12 protein-coding genes are annotated in these 19,741 nt (G+C 73.6%); 9 read left to right on the forward strand and 3 right to left on the reverse strand.

Annotated features, from left to right (window positions below; all coding sequences use genetic code 11):
* Window positions 1-165: 165 nt before the first annotated feature.
* Complete coding sequence (hrpA, locus tag ABZ573_RS17320; protein WP_358119007.1) at window positions 166-4,188, forward strand: ATP-dependent RNA helicase HrpA; 4,023 nt, start codon at window positions 166-168, stop codon at window positions 4,186-4,188.
* Here the strand turns inward: hrpA and ABZ573_RS17325 are convergent.
* Both ABZ573_RS17325 and ABZ573_RS17330 read right to left on the reverse strand, forming a co-directional pair.
* Window positions 4,155-5,495, reverse strand: a complete 1,341-nt coding sequence (locus ABZ573_RS17325; RefSeq protein ID WP_151456384.1) for an FAD-dependent monooxygenase — start codon at window positions 5,493-5,495, stop codon at window positions 4,155-4,157. The two genes, hrpA and ABZ573_RS17325, sit on opposite strands and share 34 nt — an antisense overlap.
* A gap of 153 nt (window positions 5,496-5,648) precedes the next feature.
* On the reverse strand, window positions 5,649-6,578 hold the full coding sequence (locus ABZ573_RS17330) for a LysR family transcriptional regulator (RefSeq protein ID WP_151456383.1): 930 nt from the start codon (window positions 6,576-6,578) through the stop codon (window positions 5,649-5,651).
* A gap of 35 nt (window positions 6,579-6,613) precedes the next feature.
* Here ABZ573_RS17330 and ABZ573_RS17335 point away from each other — a divergent pair, with 35 nt between their 5' ends.
* The 7 genes from ABZ573_RS17335 to ABZ573_RS17365 all read left to right on the forward strand — a co-directional run bounded on the left by ABZ573_RS17335 (window position 6,614) and on the right by ABZ573_RS17365 (window position 15,252).
* Window positions 6,614-7,345 (forward strand): succinate dehydrogenase cytochrome b subunit, encoded by a 732-nt coding sequence (locus ABZ573_RS17335; RefSeq protein WP_151456382.1) that lies wholly within the window; start codon window positions 6,614-6,616, stop codon window positions 7,343-7,345.
* A 1-nt stretch (window position 7,346) separates the two neighbouring features.
* On the forward strand, window positions 7,347-9,284 hold the full coding sequence (locus ABZ573_RS17340; protein WP_358119010.1) for a fumarate reductase/succinate dehydrogenase flavoprotein subunit: 1,938 nt from the start codon (window positions 7,347-7,349) through the stop codon (window positions 9,282-9,284).
* Window positions 9,281-10,045 (forward strand): succinate dehydrogenase/fumarate reductase iron-sulfur subunit, encoded by a 765-nt coding sequence (locus ABZ573_RS17345; RefSeq protein ID WP_132235856.1) that lies wholly within the window; start codon window positions 9,281-9,283, stop codon window positions 10,043-10,045. The genes ABZ573_RS17340 and ABZ573_RS17345 overlap by 4 nt, the downstream gene beginning before the upstream one ends.
* Before the next feature lie 737 nt (window positions 10,046-10,782).
* The gene (locus ABZ573_RS17350; RefSeq protein WP_327027576.1) at window positions 10,783-11,967 is read left to right on the forward strand and encodes a zinc-dependent alcohol dehydrogenase; all 1,185 of its coding nucleotides are present in this window, start codon (window positions 10,783-10,785) and stop codon (window positions 11,965-11,967) included.
* Window positions 11,964-12,908 (forward strand): SDR family NAD(P)-dependent oxidoreductase, encoded by a 945-nt coding sequence (locus ABZ573_RS17355; RefSeq protein ID WP_358119013.1) that lies wholly within the window; start codon window positions 11,964-11,966, stop codon window positions 12,906-12,908. Before ABZ573_RS17350 ends, ABZ573_RS17355 begins: the two co-directional genes overlap by 4 nt.
* An 86-nt stretch (window positions 12,909-12,994) precedes the next feature.
* Window positions 12,995-13,996 carry a serine hydrolase gene (locus ABZ573_RS17360; protein WP_225852431.1) on the forward strand — a complete coding sequence of 334 codons (1,002 nt, stop codon included), beginning with the start codon at window positions 12,995-12,997 and terminating at the stop codon, window positions 13,994-13,996.
* Window positions 13,997-14,106: 110 nt separating this feature from the next.
* Window positions 14,107-15,252 (forward strand): MBL fold metallo-hydrolase, encoded by a 1,146-nt coding sequence (locus ABZ573_RS17365; protein WP_151456734.1) that lies wholly within the window; start codon window positions 14,107-14,109, stop codon window positions 15,250-15,252.
* Window positions 15,253-15,282: 30 nt separating this feature from the next.
* Here ABZ573_RS17365 and dgt read toward each other — a convergent pair whose 3' ends face one another.
* Window positions 15,283-16,794, reverse strand: a complete 1,512-nt coding sequence (dgt, locus tag ABZ573_RS17370) for a dGTP triphosphohydrolase (protein ID WP_327027573.1) — start codon at window positions 16,792-16,794, stop codon at window positions 15,283-15,285.
* Between the two features lie 148 nt (window positions 16,795-16,942).
* Here dgt and ABZ573_RS17375 point away from each other — a divergent pair, with 148 nt between their 5' ends.
* The gene (locus tag ABZ573_RS17375; RefSeq protein ID WP_358119016.1) at window positions 16,943-19,486 is read left to right on the forward strand and encodes a Tex family protein; all 2,544 of its coding nucleotides are present in this window, start codon (window positions 16,943-16,945) and stop codon (window positions 19,484-19,486) included.
* The last annotated feature ends 255 nt before the right edge of the window (window positions 19,487-19,741 follow it).

Genomic DNA, 19,741 nt, shown 5'->3' on the forward strand with positions numbered 1-19,741 from the left:
CGACGCCCCACTCTAGTCCGAGGCGACGCCGCCGCGTGCCCCCGACGGCCGGTCCGAGGCGACGCCGCCGCGCGCCCCCGACGGGCGTGGGCGCGCGCGGGCCGGGGCGGTGCGGCGGTAACCCGGGGGCGGTCCGGCCGTCGGCTGCCTATCCTTGGCGACGACATGCAGAATCCAGCCGCACCCGCCGCGACCGACCCCGTCCGCGAGCTGCACCGCCGCCTCCGTCCCCTGATGTTCCGCGACCAGCGCCGCCTGCAACGGCGCCTGGACGGGGTGCGCCGGCTGCGCGACCCGCAGCGCCGGGAGTCGGCGCTCGACGAGATCGCCGCCGACGTGGCGCGGGCCGAGGCGCTGCTGGCGAGCCGGCGCGCCGCCGTACCGGTGGTCACCTATCCGGCCCAGCTGCCGGTCAGCGAGCGCAAGGACGACATCGCCGCCGCGATCCGCGACCACCAGGTGGTGATCGTGGCCGGCGAGACCGGCTCCGGCAAGACCACCCAGCTGCCGAAGATCTGCCTGGAGCTGGGGCGCGGGATCACCGGGCTGATCGGGCACACCCAGCCGCGCCGGCTGGCCGCGCGTACGGTGGCGGACCGGATCGCCGAGGAGCTCGGCACCGAGCTGGGCGACGTGGTCGGCTACAAGGTGCGCTTCAGCGACCAGGTGAGCGACCGCAGCCTGGTCAAGCTGATGACCGACGGCATCCTGCTCGCCGAGTTGCAGACCGACCGGATGCTGCGCCAGTACGACACGCTGATCATCGACGAGGCGCACGAGCGCAGCCTCAACATCGACTTCATCCTCGGCTACCTCCGGCAGCTCCTCCCCCGCCGCCCCGACCTCAAGGTGATCATCACCTCGGCGACCATCGAGACCGAGCGGTTCGCCCGGCACTTCGCGGGCCCGCCCACCGCCGACGAGCCCGACGGCGTACCGGCGCCGGTGGTCGAGGTCTCCGGGCGCACGTACCCGGTCGAGGTGCGGTACCGGCCGCTGGTCGAGGTGGCCGAGGGCGAGGACGACGGGGAGGACGAGGAGAACGTCCGCGACCAGGTCCAGGCCATTGGCGACGCCGTCGAGGAGCTGGCCGCCGAGGGCCCCGGCGACGTCCTGGTCTTCCTCAGCGGCGAGCGGGAGATCCGCGACACCGCCGACGCGCTGGGCAAGCTGGTGGAGAAGAAGCCGGCGCTGCGCGGCACCGAGATCCTGCCGCTGTACGCCCGGCTCTCCACCGCCGAGCAGCACCGGGTCTTCGCCCCGCACGCCGGGCGCCGGGTGGTGCTCGCGACCAACGTGGCGGAGACCTCGCTCACCGTGCCCGGCATCAAGTACGTGGTGGACCCGGGTACGGCCCGCATCTCCCGCTACAGCAGCCGGCTCAAGGTGCAGCGGCTGCCGATCGAGCCGGTCTCGCAGGCGTCGGCCAACCAGCGCAAGGGGCGCTGCGGGCGCACCTCGGACGGCATCTGCATCCGCCTCTACGACGAGCAGGACTTCCTGTCCCGCCCGGAGTTCACCGACCCGGAGATCCTGCGCACCAACCTCGCCTCGGTCATCCTCCAGATGACCTCGATCGGGCTCGGCGACGTCGCCGCGTTCCCGTTCATCGACCCGCCGGACCGGCGCAACGTCGCCGACGGCGTCAACCTGCTGCACGAGCTCGGCGCGCTGGACCCGGCCGAGGCCGACCCGGCGAAGCGGCTCACCCCGCTGGGCCGGCGGCTGGCGCAGCTCCCCGTCGACCCGCGGCTGGCCCGGATGGTCGTCGAGGGCGAGCGCAACGGCTGCGCCACCGAGGTGATGGTGATCGCCGCCGCGCTGTCCATCCAGGACCCCCGCGAGCGGCCCGCCGACAAACAGGCCCAGGCCGACCAGGCGCACGCCCGGTTCACCGACCGCGAGTCGGACTTCGTGTCGCTGCTCAACCTGTGGCGGCACCTGCGCGAGCAGCAGCGCGAACTCTCCTCCAGCGCGTTCCGACGGATGTGCAAGGCCGAATACCTCAACTACCTGCGGGTACGCGAGTGGCAGGACATCGTCAGCCAGTTGAGGCGTACCACCGAACAGGCTGGTGGGCGACCGGCCGACGGCGGCGGCGGGCGCCGGGGCGGCGCGGACCTGCCGGAGGAGATCGACACCCCGAAGGTGCACCAGTCGCTGCTGCCCGGCCTGCTGTCGCACGTCGGGCTCAAGGACGCGCAGAAGCACGAGTACCTGGGCGCCCGGGGCGCGAAGTTCGCGCTCTTCCCCGGCTCGGCGCTGTTCAAGAAACCGCCGCGCTGGGTGATGGCGGCCGAGCTGGTGGAGACCTCCCGCCTCTGGGGCCGGGTCGCCGGCCGGGTCGAGCCCGAGTGGGTCGAACCGCTGGCCCAGCACCTGGTCAAGCGCAGCTACAGCGAGCCGCACTGGGAGAAGAAGCAGGCGGCCGTGATGGCCTACGAGAAGGTGACCCTCTACGGCATCCCGCTGGTCACCTCACGCAAGGTCAACTTCGGCCGGATCGACCCGGCGCTGTCCCGGGAGCTGTTCATCCGGCACGCCCTCGTCGAGGGCGACTGGCAGACCCACCACCACTTCTGGGCCGACAACCAGCGGCTGCTGGCGGAGATCGAGGAGCTGGAGCACCGCGCCCGGCGCCGCGACATCCTCGTCGACGACCAGACCGTCTTCGACTTCTACGACGCGCGCGTCCCGGCCGACGTGGTCTCCGGGCGGCACTTCGACGCCTGGTGGAAGAAGACCCGCCGGGAGCAGCCCGACCTGCTCACCTTCACCCGGGAGCTGCTGGTCAACGCCGGCCGCACCGGCGTGGACGAGACCGACTACCCCGACGAGTGGTCCGCCGACGGGGTGACGCTGCCGCTGACCTACCGGTTCGAGCCGGGCACCCCGACCGACGGCGTGACAGTCGACATCCCGCTGCCCCTGCTCAACCAGGTGCCGGCGGAGAGCTTCGACTGGCAGGTGCCCGGGCTGCGCGAGGAGTTGGTGATCGCGCTGATCCGCTCGCTGCCCAAGGCGGTGCGCCGCAACTTCGTCCCGGTGCCGGACTTCGCGCGCGCGGCGCTGGCCGCGATGCCCGCCGGCGAGGAGCCGCTGCTGGACGCGCTGACCCGGCAGTTGCGCCGGATGACCGGCGTCACCGTGCCTCGGGACGCGTGGGAGCCGGAGAAGCTGCCGCCGCACCTGCGGGTCCGCTTCCGGGTGCTCGACGAGGAGAACAAGCCGGTCGCCGAGGGCAAGGACCTGCCGGCCCTGCAACGCCAGCTCAAGGCGGAGGTACGCCAGGTCGTGGCCGCCGCCGCACCCGACGTCGCCCGGACGGGCCTCCGTACGTGGAGCATCGACGATCTTCCTCGCACCATCGAGCAGGTCCGCTCCGGGTACGCGGTGACCGCGTACCCGGCCCTGGTCGACGAGGGCGACACCGTCGGGGTGAAGGTCTTCGACTCGCCCGCCGAGCAGGAGGCGGCGCACTGGGCGGGCACGCGGCGGCTGCTGCGGCTCACCGTGCCGTCGCCGGCGAAGTTCCTCCAGGGGCGGCTGTCCAACGAGGCGAAGCTGGCGCTGAGCCGCAACCCGCACGGCGGCGTGCAGGAGCTGATCTCCGACGCGGCCGGGGCGGCCATCGACAAGCTGATCGGCGACGCGGGCGGCCCGGCCTGGGACGCCGAGGGCTTCGCCGCCCTGCGGGACAAGGTCCGGGCCGACCTGGTGGACACCGTGGTCGAGATCATGGACCGGGTGCGCCGGGTGCTCGCCGCCGCGTACGCGGTCGAGCAGCGCCTCGGCGCCACGCGGAACCTGGCGGTGGTGGCCGCGCTGGCCGACATCCGGGCGCAGCTGAACGGCCTGGTGCACAAGGGCTTCGTCACCGAGACCGGCTACGCGCGCCTGCCCGACCTGCTGCGCTACCTCACCGCGATCGAGCGGCGGCTGGACCGGCTGCCGGGCAACCCGCAGCGCGACAAGCAGCAGCAGGACCGGGTGGCGGTGGTGCAGAAGGAGTACCAGGAGATGCTCGCCGCGCTGCCGCCGGGGCGCCGGCAGTCGACGGCCGTCCGGCAGATCCGCTGGATGGTCGAGGAGCTGCGGGTGAACGTCTTCGCCCAGGCGCTGGGCACCCCGTACCCGGTGTCGGAGCAGCGGATCTACCGGGCGATGGACGAGGCCGAGGGCAGGTAGGGCGACCCGCGCAGCACCCGCAACAGCACCGGCGGGGAGAGCAGCCGCGTCGGCGGGTCGACGAGGTTCACCACCCGCAGGAACGCCGCGCCCAGCGCCGGGTCCCGGGTCGCCGCCTCGTGCAGCCGGCCCACGTACGCGTTGACCAGGCGTACCCGCGGCGAGCGGCGGCCGGGCACCTCGGGGAAGCGCAGGTCGGTGCCGACGGCGATGGACCACGGCCCGTCGATCAGCCGGGCCGCGCCCCGGAAGAACCGCCGGGCGAGCCGGTCGGACGGCCGTCGCAGCAGTCGGCGCAGCAGCAGGGCCTCCAGCGCGGCCACCGTCATGCCCTGCCCGTAGACCGGGTTGAAGCTGCACACGGCGTCGGCCACCACCAGGTAGCCCGCCGGGAAGCGGCGCAGCCGCTCGTAGCGCCGCCGCACGCTGGCCGGGAACTTCATCGTCGCCGGTGGGCTCTCCGGCCGCGCCGTACGCAGCAGGTCGGCGATCTGCGGGGCGGCGAGGGTCTCGGCGAAGGCGGTCATCCCCTCGTCGTCGGCCGGCGGCTCCTCGCCGAGCATGCCGCTGAGCGCCACCGCGAACCGGCCCTGCTCCTGCACGGCGACGATGCCGCCCCGGGGCTGGCCGGGCACGGCGTTGGTCAGCGCGCCGAGCAGCCCCTCCAGGTGGTGCGGCTCCCGCCGGTAGGTGCGGGTGAGGTAGGTGACGCCGACCTTGACCCGCTCCTCCGGCGCCGGCCGGTAGCCCAGCTCGGCCAGCCACACCGGGCTGCGGGTGCCCCGGCCGCCGGCGTCGACGACGAGGTCGGCGGCGACGGTGGTCGGGTCCCCGTCGCGGAGGCGCAGCCGTACGCCGGTGACCCGTCCCCGGTCGAGGGTGGTGGTCAGCCCCTCCACCTCGCAGCCCGCCACGATCCGAACCCCGGGCAGGGCGGCCACCCGCTCCCGGACGACCTGCTCCAGCAGCGGCCGGCTGACCCCGAGGGCGAACAGCGGGGACGGCGCGCGCCGCATCCGGTGGCCGTTGTTGTACCAGTGGACCTGCTCGTGCAGGTCGACCGTGGGCACGCCCCGCGCGCTCAGCTCCGCCGAGATCCCGGGCAGCAGCTCCTCGAACGCCTGCCGGCCCCGGGTCAGCAGGACGTGCAACTGCCGCCCCTGCGGTACGCCCCGGCGGCTCTCCGCCTGCTCGGGCAGCAGGTCACGGTCCACGAGGGTGACCCGCTCGTACGCCTCGGTGAGTGCGCAGGCGGTCAGCAGCCCGCCCATGCTCGCGCCGATCACCACGGCGCTGCCCGTTGCCATGCGGGCAGCGTAGGCAGGCCGGCGGGGCCCGGTCGTCTTCCGTCGTGCGCACCTGGCGGCGTCGGATGGCGCGGCCGGGCGGCCTGGGACGGCACGGCCGGGCGGCGTGGGACCGGCGCGTTCCGGCGCCGTGGGACCAGCGTGCCGGCGGCGTCAGAGGGGCTCGACGCCCGGCGGCAGGTCCCCGCCGGTGGTGGCGTCGCGGACGTAGTCCAGCAGTATCCGGCGCAGCTCCCGGCCGGCGTGGGTGGGCACCACGTCGCGGCGCCGGGCGACCGCGATGGTCCGCCGGACGCCGGGTGGGGCCAGCCGGGTGACGCGTACGCCGGGGCGCCGGGCCACCACGATGCCGGGGACCAGCGCGACGCCCAGCCCGGCCTCGACGAAGCTCAGCACCGCGTCCATCTCGCCCCCGTCGACGGCGATGGTCGGCTCGAAGCCGGCCTCCCGGCAGGCCTGGAGGGTGGCGTCGCGCAGGTCGTAGCCCTCCCGGAACATCACCATCGGCTGGTCGCGCAGGTCGGCGACGCGCAGCTGACCGGTCTCCGGGCTCACCGACAGCTCCTCGACGGAGGCGACCACCAGGCTCTCCCGCAGGATGGGGTCGGCGCGCAGCCCCGGGTCGGTGCCCTGGGCCGGCATGATGATCAGTGCCAGGTCGAGGTCGCCGCGGAGCAGGCCGCGGACCAGGTCCTGCGAGCCGCTCTCCTCCACCCGAAGGTCGATGGTGGGGTGGGCGTCGCGGAACCGGCGCAGCACGGGTGGGGCGAGCGAGGTGGCGAGGCTGGGGGTGGCGCCGAGCCGGACCCGACCACGGCGCAGGCCGACCAGCTCCTGCACCTCGCGGGTCGCGGTGTCGACGTCGGCGAGGATCCGCTTGGCCAGCGGCAGCAGCACCTCACCGGCCGCGGTGAGCGTGATGTTGCCCCTTACCCGCTCGAACAGCGGGGCGCCGAGGCCGTCCTCGAGGGCGTGAACTTGCTTACTCAACGAGGGCTGGGTGATGCCCACGATGTCGGCGGCTTGGGTGAAATGTCGTACTTCCGCCACCGCAACGAAGTACTTCAGCTGATGGAGCTGCATCTACATAGCCTATAGCTATCAAGACTGCGAGTTCGATGCATTGGACGACTGAATCAAGTGCTCCTAGCGTCGATCGCGTGGTAGTCACGAGAACTCGGTCGCCCATCCGCTCCAGCGTCGGCCTGAAGGCCGTCATGGCGGTGACGGGCATCATCCTGGTGCTGTTCCTCATCGCGCACATGCTCGGCAACCTGAAGATCTTCACGGGGGCGACCTCGTTCGACCACTACGCGCACTGGCTGCGCGAGATCGGCGCCCCGATCCTGCCCGGCGTGTGGTTCCTGTGGATCCTGCGGATCGGGCTGCTGGCGGCGGTGCTCGGCCACATCTGGGCCGCGACCGCCCTCGCCGTGCGCGCCCGCGCCGCCCGCCCGGTGCAGTACGCGCACCGCAAGAAGGTGCAGGGCAGCTACGCGGCCCGCACCATGCGCTGGGGTGGCGTGATCATCCTGCTCTTCGTGATCTACCACATCCTGGACCTCACCACCGGCACGCTGAACCCGGTCGGCGACCCGAGCCGGCCGTACGCCAACGTGGTGGCCGACTTCGCCCCGGAACGCTGGTACGTCACGCTCTTCTACACCCTGGCGGTCGTCACCCTCGGCTTCCACCTGCGGCACGGCCTGTTCAGCGCGCTGCGCAGCCTCGGCCAGCAGAGCCCGCGCGGCGAGCGGCGGGCCCGAGCCGTGGCGCTGGGCTTCGCCGTCGTGCTCTGCGCCGGCTACCTGGCGGTCCCGTTCGCCGTACTCACCGGATTGGTGTCCTGACATGGATCTCTACACCGAGGGCGACCCGATCGCCGACACCAAGGCTCCCGACGGCCCCATCGAGACCCGCTGGGAACGCCGCCGCTTCGAGGCCAAGCTGGTCAACCCGGCCAACCGCCGCAAGATGACCGTGATCGTGGTCGGCACCGGCCTGGCCGGCGGCTCGGCCGCCGCCACGCTGGGCGAGCAGGGCTACCGGGTCAAGACCTACTGCTACCAGGACAGCCCGCGCCGGGCGCACTCCATCGCCGCGCAGGGCGGCATCAACGCCGCCAAGAACTACCGCAACGACGGCGACTCGGTGCACCGCCTCTTCTACGACACCGTCAAGGGCGGCGACTTCCGCTCCCGGGAGTCCAACGTGCACCGGCTGGCCGAGGTCTCGGTCAACATCATCGACCAGTGCGTCGCCCAGGGCGTCCCGTTCGCCCGCGAGTACGGCGGCCTGCTGGACACCCGCTCCTTCGGCGGCGCGCAGGTGCAGCGCACCTTCTACGCCCGGGGCCAGACGGGCCAGCAGCTGCTGCTCGGCGCGTACCAGGCGCTGGAGCGGCAGATCGGCCTCGGCAACGTGGAGATGAACACCCGGCACGAGATGCTGGAGCTGATCGTCGTCGACGGCAAGGCCCGCGGCATCGTCGTGCGGGACATGGTCACCGGCGAGATCACCACCGAGTTCGCGGACGCCGTCGTGCTCGCCTCCGGCGGCTACGGCAACGTCTTCTACCTCTCCACCAACGCCAAGGGCTGCAACGTCACCGCCACCTGGCGGGCCCACCGCAAGGGCGCGTACTTCGCCAACCCCTGCTACACGCAGATCCACCCGACCTGCATCCCGGTCTCCGGCGACCACCAGTCGAAGCTGACCCTGATGAGCGAGTCGCTGCGCAACGACGGCCGGGTCTGGGTGCCCAAGACCAAGGGCGACACCCGCAGCCCGCGGGACATCCCCGAGGACGAGCGGGACTACTACCTGGAGCGGATCTACCCCTCCTTCGGCAACCTGGTCCCCCGCGACATCGCGTCGCGCGCCGCGAAGAACGTCTGCGACGAGGGGCGCGGCGTCGGCCAGACGGGGCTCGGCGTCTACCTCGACTTCTCCGACGCAATCGACCGGCTCGGCCGCAAGGCCATCGAGGCCAAGTACGGCAACCTCTTCGAGATGTACGAGCGGATCACCGGCGAGGACCCGTACGAGGTGCCGATGCGGATCTACCCCGCCGTGCACTACACGATGGGCGGCCTCTGGGTCGACTACGACCTCCAGTCGTCCATCCCGGGCCTGTTCGTGATCGGCGAGGCCAACTTCTCCGACCACGGCGCGAACCGGCTCGGCGCCTCGGCGCTGATGCAGGGCCTGGCCGACGGCTACTTCGTGCTGCCCAACACCGTCGCCCACTACCTGGCGTCCGGCCCGTTCGAGAAGGTCGACGCCACGCACCCGGCGGCCGTGCAGGCCCGCGCCGACGTCGAGGACCGGATCCAGCGGCTGCTGGCCGTCGACGGCGACCGGACCGTGGACTCGTTCCACCGCGAGCTGGGCCAGATCATGTGGGAGCACTGCGGCATGGAGCGCAGCGAGGCCGGGCTGCGCAAGGCGATCGACGAGATCCGCGCGCTGCGCGAGCAGTTCTGGCAGCGGGTCCGGGTGCCGGGCACCGGCGAGGGGCTCAACCAGTCGCTGGAGAAGGCCGGCCGGGTGGCCGACTTCTTCGAGCTGGCGGAGCTGATGTGCATCGACGCGCTGCACCGCGAGGAGTCCTGCGGCGGTCACTTCCGGGCCGAGCACCAGACGCCCGACGGTGAGGCGGAGCGCGACGACGACCGCTTCGCGTACGTGGCGGCCTGGGAGTTCACCGCCACCGGCGAGCCCTCGGTGCTGCACAAGGAAGACCTGAACTTCGAATACGTCCACCCCACGCAGCGGAGCTACAAGTGAACCTGACCCTGCGCATCTGGCGCCAGTCCGGCCCCGAGGACAAGGGTCGGATGGTGACCTACAAGGTCGACGACGTCTCCCCGGACATGTCGTTCCTGGAGATGCTCGACGTCCTCAACGAACGGCTGATCCTCGCCGGCGAGGAGCCGGTGGCGTTCGACCACGACTGCCGCGAGGGCATCTGCGGCATGTGCGGCCTGATGATCAACGGCGACGCGCACGGGCCGCAGCGCGGCACCACCGCCTGCCAGCTGCACATGCGGCAGTTCTCCGACGGCGAGACGATCGACATCGAGCCGTGGCGGGCCCGGGCCTTCCCGGTCATCAAGGACCTGGTGGTCAACCGGGGCGCCTTCGACAAGATCATCGCGGCCGGCGGCTACATCACCGCGCCGACCGGCAGCGCCCCCGAGGCGCACTCGACCCCGGTCGCCAAGGCCAACGCGGACGCCGCGTTCGAGGCGGCGGAGTGCATCGGCTGCGGCGCCTGCGTGGCGGCCTGCCCGAACGGCTCCGCCATGCTCTTCACGGCCGCGAAGGTCACCCAGCTCTCGCTGCTGCCGCAGGGCCAGCCGGAGCGCTACACCCGGGTGATCGGCATGGTCGACGCGCACGACGAGGCCGGCTTCGGCGGCTGCACCAACGCCGGTGAGTGCACCGTGGTCTGCCCGAAGGGCATCCCGCTGAACACCATCGGCCGGCTCAACCGCGACTTCCTGATGGCCACCTCGAAGCGGGGCGACAACACCCCCGGTTCCTGAGCCGCACACCTCACGCCGGCGAGATCGGCACAGGGCCGCCGCGTCTTCCAACGCGGCGGCCCTCGCCGTAGCACCCACCCGATCGCGGCGACCCTCGCCGTAGCACCTGCCGATCGCCGGCCCGCCGTCCCCCTCCCCACCGCGACGCCCGCGCCCCGACTTCGACTTCGACTTCGACTTCGACTTCGACGGAGTTTGGTCTGCCCCGATACGGCCCACTGTCCCGCCCGTCGGATCTCCCTGCTCGCGCCCTGTCGAGCTGAATCGTTTGCGACATCAGCTGAGTCGTCTGCGACATCAGCTCGACAGGCAGCCACCGGACCACCAGACCGCCGCACGCCGCACGCCGCACCACCAGACCACCGGACGCCGCACCATCGGACCGCCGGGCCACCGGACGCCAGGCCACCAAACGCCGGGCCACCGGACACCGGGCCACCGGACACCGGGCCACCAAACGCCGGGCCACCGGACCCGGGCCGGAGCCGCTTCGGGAACGACGCCCGACCATGCGCATCCGGCTTCGACCATCCCCGCGGCGGCTGCGGGCCGTCACCCACGCGATCCCGGCCCTCGATGCCGCCCGAACCACCCGCCCCCGGCCCGGCTGTCGCGACCCGCCCCCGGCCCCGCCATCGCGACCCGCCCGCCATCGGCCACCTCGGCGCTCCGTGCCGGTTCAAGTCGTCGGGGGCGGGTAGCAAACCCGGGGACGGCACGAGGAGGGACGACGCGACATGAAGGCACTGACCTGGCAGGGCAAGCGGGACGTACGGGTGGAGGAGGTGCCCGATCCGCGGATCGAGGAGCCGACCGACGCCGTCGTCCGGATCACCTCGACCGCGATCTGCGGCTCCGACCTGCACCTGTACGAGGTGCTCGGGCCGTACCTGAAGCCCGGCGACGTCCTCGGTCACGAGCCGATGGGCATCGTCGAGGAGGTGGGCGCGGGGGTGACCCGGCTCAAGCCGGGCGACCGGGTGGTGGTGCCGTTCAACATCTCCTGCGGCTCCTGCTGGATGTGCGACCGGCAGCTGTACGCGCAGTGCGAGACCACCCAGGTGACGGCCGAGGGCAAGGGCGCCGCGCTGTTCGGCTACACGTCGCTCTACGGCTCGGTGCCCGGTGGGCAGGCGGAGTACCTGCGGGTGCCGCACGCCCAGTTCGGCCCGATCAAGGTGCCCGACACCGGCCCCGACGAGCGCTGGCTCTACCTGTCCGACATCCTGCCGACCGCCTGGCAGGCGGTGAAGTACGCCGACACCCCACGCGGCGGCACCCTCGCCGTCTTCGGGCTCGGGCCGGTCGGTCAGCTCTGCGCCCGCATCGGCCGGCACCTCGGCGCGGACCGGGTCATCGGGCTGGACCTGGTGCCGGAGCGGTTGGCGATGGCCCGCCGACACGGCATCGAGGTGCTCGACGTCAGCCAACTGGACGACGTGCCCAGCGCGCTGATCGACCTCGTCGACGGGCGCGGCCCCGACGCCGTCATCGACGCGGTGGGCATGGAGGCCCACGGCGCGCCCCTCGGCAAGCTCGCCCAGGCCGCCACCGGGCTGCTGCCGGACAAGCTCGCGCAGACCATGACCGACAAGGCGGGCGTCGACCGGCTGGTCGTGCTCAAGGCCGCGCTCAAGGCCGTCCGCCGCGGCGGCACGGTCTCCATCTCCGGCGTCTACGGCGGCGAGGTCGACCCGATGCCCCTGATGGAGATGTTCGACCGGGGCGTCCAGCTGCGGATGGGGCAGTGCCACGTGCGCCGGTGGACCGACGAGATCATCCCGCTGCTCTCCGGCGACGACGACCCGCTGGGCGTGATGGACCTGCGTACCCACCGGGTGCCACTGGCGGAGGCGCCGCAGGCGTACGAGATGTTCCAGAAGAAGGAGGACGGCTGCGTCAAGGTCGTGCTGGCACCGTGACCCGGACGGTGGTCGTGACGGGCGCGACCAGCGGGATCGGCCGGGCGGCGGCCCGGGCCTTCGCGGCACGCGGGGACCGTCTCGTGCTCGCCGCCCGCTCCCCCGTCACCCTCGCCGCGGTGCGCGACGAGTGCCGGGCGGCGGGCGCGCAGGTGCTCCAGGTGCCTACCGACATCACCGCCGACGGCGCGCTGACGGCGCTCGCCGACGCGGCCCTCGACCGGTTCGGCGGCATCGACGTCTGGGTGCACACGGCGGCGGTGATGGCGTACGGCCGGTTCGAGGAGACCCCGGAGCGGGTCTTCGAGCAGGTGGTGCGCACCGACCTGCTCGCCGCCGCCGCGGTGGCCCGGGTGGCGCTGTGCCGCTTCTCGGCGGACGGCGGTGGAACGCTGATCCTCACCGGGTCGGTGCTGGGCCACATCACCGCGCCCTACATGAGCGGCTACGTGGCTAGCAAGTGGGGGTTGCAGGGGCTGACCCGTACCCTGCAGCAGGAGGCCCGGGAGACCCCGGGGGTGCACGTCTGCATCGTCAACCCGGGCAGTGTGGACACCCCGGTCTACCAGCGGGCCGCTAACCACCTCGGCCGGGCCGGCCGGCCCCCGCCGCCCGTCACCACCCCGGAGCGGGTGGCGCGGGCCATCGTGGACTGCGCCGACCGGCCCCGCCGGGAGGTGTCGGTGGGCCGGGTCAACCTGGTCATGCGGATCGGCTTCACCATGCTGCCGGGCGTCTACGACGCCCTCGTCGGGCCGTTGATGCGACTGCTCGGGCTGACCGACCGGCCGGTCGCACCGCACGACGGCACGGTGTTCGCGCCGGACCCGGCCGCCGCGTCGGTGCGCGGCGGCTGGCTGCCCGACCTCCAGCGGGTGGCGCGGGCCATCGGGGAACTGCCCGGCCCGGTCGTGGCGGCCGTCCGGCGCCGGCTGCCGTGAGCGCAGCGCGGGATCACCGGCGTCGATCGTCTCGCCTAGGGTGGTGGGCCGGCCCACCACGACGGGAGAGACGATTGACTATCCGGGTGAACCGCAGGACCGCGCTGGGACTGGGCACGGTGGCCACGGCGGGAACGGTGCTCGGCGCCGCCGCGCCGGCGTCCGCCGCCCCCGAGGTCGCCGAACCGGCGCCGGCGACGCCCGGGCAGGCCGCCCGCCGGGTGGCCGCGATCTACGAGCGGCAGACGGTGGCAGCGGGCGGCAACTGGCAGGCGTACGTCAGCGTCGCCGACCCGGCGGGTGCCCCGGTGGTGGCCGTGTCCGACGAGCCGGACCGGCGCATCGAGGCGTACAGCGTCAACAAGATCGCGGTCGCCGTGGCGGTGCTCGACAAGGTCGACCGGGGACTGCTGACGCTCGACCAGCGGGTCGAGGTGACCGAGGCGATCGTGGTGCCCGGCGGGGACGGCATGTTCAGCCTCGACGGGGCGTACCCGAGCTTCGTGACCCTCGGGCACGTGCTGGCCAACCTGCTGACCGTCTCCGACGACACGGCGGTACGGCTGTGCGGCCTGGTCTGCCCGGCCGCCGAGCTCAACGGGATCCTGCGCGACAAGGGCTTCCCGAACACGCAGGTGCAGCCCGTCGCCAACCCCAACCGGTTCTTCCTCGGCACCAGCACCCCCCGGGAGACCCACGACCTGCTGCGCGCGCTGGTGGCCGGCACGCTGCTCTCGCCGGCCGGCACGGCGCTCGTGCTGCGGCTGCTGCGCGCCCCCGTCGCGTACACCGACGGGATCCGGCGGGTGATGTCCTCGACCGAGCGGGCCCGCGTCGCCACGAAGGCCGGCTGGTTCGCCGACGCCCGGCACGAGGCCGGGGTGATCTTCGACACGGCCGGTGCGCCCGTGCTGACGTACGCCCTCTTCGCCGACGGGCAGGCCGAGCCGGCCGACTACGGCGCCACGCATCCCGCCGTCGAGGCCCGCGCCCGGATGGGCCGGCGCTTCCTGGCCTCGGTGGACCGCCTCACCGGCACCGGCCTCACCCACCGGCCGACCGCCCAGCGGCCCAGCAACGGCGGCTGAGCCGCCCCGCGACGTGCGGGGTCCGCCGTCCCGGCGGGCCCCGCCGACCTTCCGCCGGTCCCCTGGTGGCCGGGCTACCGTGTACGACGGGACACGGCGGAGGGACGACGATGGGCGCAGCACCGGAACGCGCGGGACCCGACCGGGCACTCGGGCGGCGGCTACGCGGAGCGGCCGGGCTGGCCGCGCTCGCCGGGCTCGCGTGGGTGGCCCGGGACGTGCCGGCGGCGCTCGGCGGCCGGCTCACCGGCGCCCGCGCGGAGCGGGCTGCCCGCTCGCCCCGGTTCCACGACGGCGCCTTCCGCAACCCGGGCGGCTCCCGCTCGATGGCCGGCACCCCCGACCGCAACCTGATCCGCGAGCTGATCTTCGGCAAGCAGAAGCGCCGGCCGGGCGCCGCCGTGCCGCTGTCGCGCCCGGGCGCCGCCCCGGCCACCGACGCCGGGCGTGAGCTGAACATCGTCTGGTACGGCCACGCCTCCGCGCTGATCGAGATCGAGGGCCGCCGGGTGCTGGTCGACCCGGTGTGGAGCGACCGGTGCTCCCCGTCGGCCCTGGTCGGCCCGCGCCGCCTGCACGAGCCGCCGGTACGCCTCGACGAACTGCCCCCGGTGGACGCGATCCTGATCTCGCACGACCACTACGACCACCTCGACATGGCGACCGTCCAGGCGCTGACCGCCCTGCAGTCGGCGCCGTTCCTGGTGCCCTTGGGCGTGGGCGCGCACCTGGACCGCTGGGGCGTACCGGCCGGGCGGATCGTCGAGCTGGACTGGGAGGAGAGCCACCGGGCGGCGGGGCTGGAGATCACGGCCACCGCCGCGCAGCACTTCTCCGGCCGGGGGCTGCGCCGCGACGGGACGCTCTGGAGCTCCTGGGTGGTCGCCGGCGCGCACCGGAAGGTCTTCTACACCGGCGACTCCGGCTACTTCGACGGCTACGCCGAGATCGGCGAGCGGCACGGGCCGTTCGACGTCACGCTGGTGCAGATCGGGGCGTACGACCGGGCCTGGCCGAGCATCCACATGTTCCCCGAGGAGGCCGTCGCCGCCCACCTCGACCTGCGCGGCGGGCTGCTCGTACCGGTGCACTGGGCGACGTTCAACCTCGCCCTGCACGACTGGTCCGAGCCGGTGGACCGGATCTGGGCCGAGGCTAAGGCCCGGGACGTACGGCTGGCCGTGCCCCGCCCCGGGGAGCGGGTGGTGGTGGACGACCCGCCGGCCGTCGACGGCTGGTGGCAGGCCGTCGCCTGAGCGCCGTGGGGCGTGCCGCGGCGCCGCCCCTCAGAGGACGAAGGCGTCGGTCCAGAGCGCCCCGGAGCGGCCCGACAGGGCGTCCAGCATGGCGACCGCCTGACCGTCGGTGAGCTGGGCGACGAAGTCGACGATCGCCCGCCCGCGGGCCTTGCCGATCCGGTCCGGCGTACGCGGGTGCAGCTCCGCCTCGGCCAGCTCCACGAGGTCGTGCAGGCGGCGCGGCAGCCGGGACTCCTCCTCGGGGTCGAGCAGCCACTCCAGCAGCGCCTCCACCAGGGTGCCCAGCAGCCGGGCCTGCCCGCGCTGGTGCAGGGCCAGGTCCGGCCGGGCCAGCACGAACCGGTGGTGGACGAACTTGAGCACCTGCACCTCGTGCCACTGCGCGGGGGCGAGCAGCACGTGACCGGAGCGGACCGCCGGCTGCTCGACCACGGTGATCGCGTCGACGAAGCGGGTCGTCCACCGGGCGGAGAACCGGGCCACGTACTGCTCCGCCTCGATGGAGCCGTCGAAGGGCATCGCGAGCAGCCCCTCCACCAACTCCTCGCGGACGTGCTCGACGGCGGCGGCGAACGCGTCGTCGTCGGCGATCCAGGCGTCCTTGCGGTGCAGTTGCCGGCGCAGCCGCTCGATCGCCGAGCCGGGCCGGCGGGCGGCGGCGGCCAGGGCCGCGTCGGTGATGGCCCGGAAGTGCCCGCTCTCGCGCTGCCAGGCCATCAGCTCGGCGGCCACCGCGCCCTGCTGGAGCACCCCGACCCGGTAGAAGTCCTCCACGTCGTGGATCGCGTACGCGACGTCGTCGGCGGTGTCCATGATCGACGCCTCGGGGGTCTGCTGCCAGTCCGGGATGCGCCCCACGAACGGCTCCCGGGCCTGCCGCAGGTCGCCGAGCTCGGTCCGGTACGCCCCGAACTTCGACGAGCCGCTGTCCGGGTCGTCCGGCGGCGGGGTGGCGCCGCGCGGCGGCGGGTCCAGCAGCCGGGGGTGCGGGTCGGGGTGGTCCAGCCGCGTCCACGGGTACTTCAGCAGCGCCGCCCGCACCGCCGCCGTGAGGTCCAGGCCGGTGGTCGCCGCGCCGCGGATCTCGGTGCTGGTGACGATCCGGTACGACTGGGCGTTGCCCTCGAACCCGTCGGTCAGCCCGAGCCGCTGGCGGGCCAGCCGGTCCAGCACCCGCTCCCCCAGGTGCCCGAACGGCGGGTGGCCGAGGTCGTGCGCGAGCGCGGCGGCCTCCACCACGTCCGGGTCGCAGCCGCCCAGCTTCTCCAGCAGGTCGCGGTGCGCCTCGTCGGCGGTGAGCCGCTCGGCGATGGCGCGCGCCACCTGCGCCACCTTGAGGCTGTGGGTCAGCCGGTTGTGCACGAGCAGGCCGGAGCCGCCGGGGCTGACCACCTGGGTCACACCGTTGAGCCGGGCGAAGAACGGCGAGGCCACGATGCGGTCGCGGTCGGCCCGGAACGGGCTGGCGGCGAGGTCGCCGAGCGCCCGGGCGCTGCCGCCGAAGAGCCGCCGGGCGCGCGGGTCCACGGGCTGTTCCATGATCGCCACGCTAGCGCAGCGGGCGGCGTCGCGGGCGAGGCGGTGCAAGGAAGGGGTGGGGCGGCTCGCCGGGCCGGGGGCGGCGACGGCCGTCGGTGCGGGCCGGCACAATGCAGGGCGGAACCCACACCGAAGGCGGATCGAGATCGTGACCCTCTCTGTTCATCAGCGGATCGCCGAGGAAATCGGCGTCGCCGAGCGTCAGGTACGGGCGGCCGTGGAGCTGCTCGACGGCGGTGCGACCGTGCCGTTCATCGCCCGCTACCGCAAGGAGGCCACCGGCCTGCTCGACGACACCCAGCTGCGCACCCTGGAGGAGCGGCTGCGCTACCTGCGCGAGCTGGACGAGCGGCGCGCGGCGGTGCTGGAGTCGATCCGTGGTCAGGGCAAGCTCGACGAGGCCCTGGAAGCGCAGATCATGGCGGCCGACTCGAAGTCCCGCCTGGAGGACATCTACCTGCCGTACAAGCCCAAGCGCCGCACGCGGGCGCAGATCGCCCGCGAGGCCGGGCTGGAGCCGCTCGCCGAGTCGCTGCTGGCCGACCCGGGCCAGGACCCACGCCAGACCGCCGCCGGCTTCGTGGACGCGGAGAAGGGCGTGGCCGATGCCGCCGCCGCCCTGGAGGGCGCCCGCGCGATCCTCATCGAGCGTTTCGCCGAGGACGCCGACCTGATCGGCACGCTGCGCGAGCAGATGTGGTCGCGGGGCCGGCTGGCCTCCCGGGTACGCGACGGGCAGGAGTCGGCCGGCGCGAAGTTCGCCGACTACTTCGACTTCGCCGAGCCGTACCCGAAGCTGCCCTCGCACCGGATCCTGGCCATGTTCCGGGGCGAGAAGGAGGGCGTGCTCGACCTGACCATGGAGTCCGAGGAGGCCGGCGAGGCCGACGCGGTGGTCACTGGGCCGAGCCGCTACGAGGCGGCGATCGCCGGGCGGTTCGGCGTCACCGACAAGGGCCGGCCGGCGGACCGGTGGCTGGCCGACACGGTGCGCTGGGCCTGGCGTACGCGGATCCTCATCCACCTCGGGGCGGACCTGCGGATGCGCCTGTGGCAGGCGGCCGAGGAGGAGGCGGTGCGGGTCTTCGCGACCAACCTGCGGGACCTGCTGCTCGCCGCGCCGGCCGGCACCCGGCCCACGATGGGGCTGGACCCGGGCCTGCGCACCGGCGTGAAGGTCGCCGTCGTGGACGCGACCGGCAAGGTGGTGGCCACCGACACGATCTACCCGCACGAGCCGCGCCGGCAGTGGGACGCCTCGATCGAGACCCTCGCCCGGCTGGCCGGGGCGCACGGCGTCGAGCTGGTCGCCATCGGCAACGGCACCGCCAGCCGGGAGACCGACAAGCTCGCCGGCGAGCTGATCAAGCGGTACCCGCAGCTCAACCTCACCAAGGTGGTGGTCTCCGAGGCCGGCGCGTCGGTCTACTCCGCCTCCGCGTACGCCTCGCAGGAGCTGCCCGGGCTGGACGTCTCGCTGCGCGGCGCGGTCTCCATCGCCCGCCGCCTGCAGGATCCGCTCGCCGAGCTGGTCAAGATCGACCCGCGCTCGATCGGGGTCGGCCAGTACCAGCACGACCTGTCGGAGGTGAAGCTCTCCCGGTCGCTGGACGCGGTGGTCGAGGACTGCGTCAACGCGGTCGGCGTCGACGTCAACACCGCCTCCGCGCCGCTGCTGACCCGGGTCTCGGGCATCGGCGCCGGGCTGGCGGAGAACATCGTGCTGCACCGCGACGCGAACGGTCCGTTCCGCACCCGGTCGGAGCTGAAGAAGGTCGCCCGGCTCGGCCCGAAGGCCTTCGAGCAGTGTGCCGGCTTCCTGCGCATCCCCGGCGGCGACGACCCGCTGGACTCCTCCAGCGTGCACCCCGAGGCGTACCCGGTGGTCCGCCGGATCCTGTCCACCACGGGGCAGGACCTGCGGTCGCTGATCGGCAGGAGCGCCATCCTGCGGGGGCTGCGGGCCACCGACTTCGTCGACGACACCTTCGGCCTGCCCACCGTCACCGACATCCTCGCCGAGTTGGAGAAGCCGGGCCGCGACCCGCGGCCGGAGTTCCGCACCGCCACCTTCGTCGAGGGGGTGGAGAAGATCAGCGACCTGGTGCCCGGCATGGTGCTGGAGGGCGTGGTGACCAACGTGGCCGCGTTCGGCGCGTTCGTGGACGTCGGCGTGCACCAGGACGGGCTGGTGCACGTCTCGGCCATGTCCCGGACGTTCGTGAAGGACCCGCGCGAGGTGGTCAAGTCGGGCGACGTCGTACGGGTCAAGGTGCTCGACGTCGACGTGCCCCGCAAGCGGATCTCGCTCACCCTCCGGTTGGAGGACGACGCGGAGGCGGGCGCCGGACGCGGCGGCCCGGACGGCGGGCGCCGCGAACGTGGCGGGCAGGGCGGACCGCGCGGCGACCGGGGCGCCTCGCGGGGCGGCCAGGTCGCCCAGGCGGGTCAGGGCGGCCAGCCCGGCCAGGGCGGTGGACGCGGTGACCGGGGCGCCCAAGGCGCCCAGGGCGGCGGACGCGGCGGCCAGTCCGGTGGTGGTCAGGGCGGCGGCGGGCGCGGCGGTCAGGGCGGTCAGTCCGGGCAGGGCGGCGGGCGGGGCGGGGCGCAACGGCAGGGCCGTGGCGCAGCGGGACCCGCGCCGGCCAACGACGCCATGGCGGACGCGCTGCGCCGGGCCGGACTGGCCTGACACGGGCCCGGGCCGCACTCGCCCGACACGGCCCGGACCGCACTCGCCCGACACGGCCCGGGCCGCACTGGCCTGACACCGCCCAGGCCGCACTGGCCCGACACGGCCCGGGTCGCCCGGACGGAGCGACGGCGGCATGTAGGGCCAGGCCGGCCGGATTCCAGGGCGGCACGGGACGCACGCGCGACGCTGTCGAGCTGATGTCGTAGACGATTCAACGACGGTTCAGGCAACCGCCTGATGTCGCAAACGACT

Origin of the sequence: Micromonospora sp. NPDC007220, assembly GCF_040634035.1 — a bacterium.
Classification (GTDB): Bacteria; Actinomycetota; Actinomycetes; order Mycobacteriales; family Micromonosporaceae; genus Micromonospora; species Micromonospora reichwaldensis.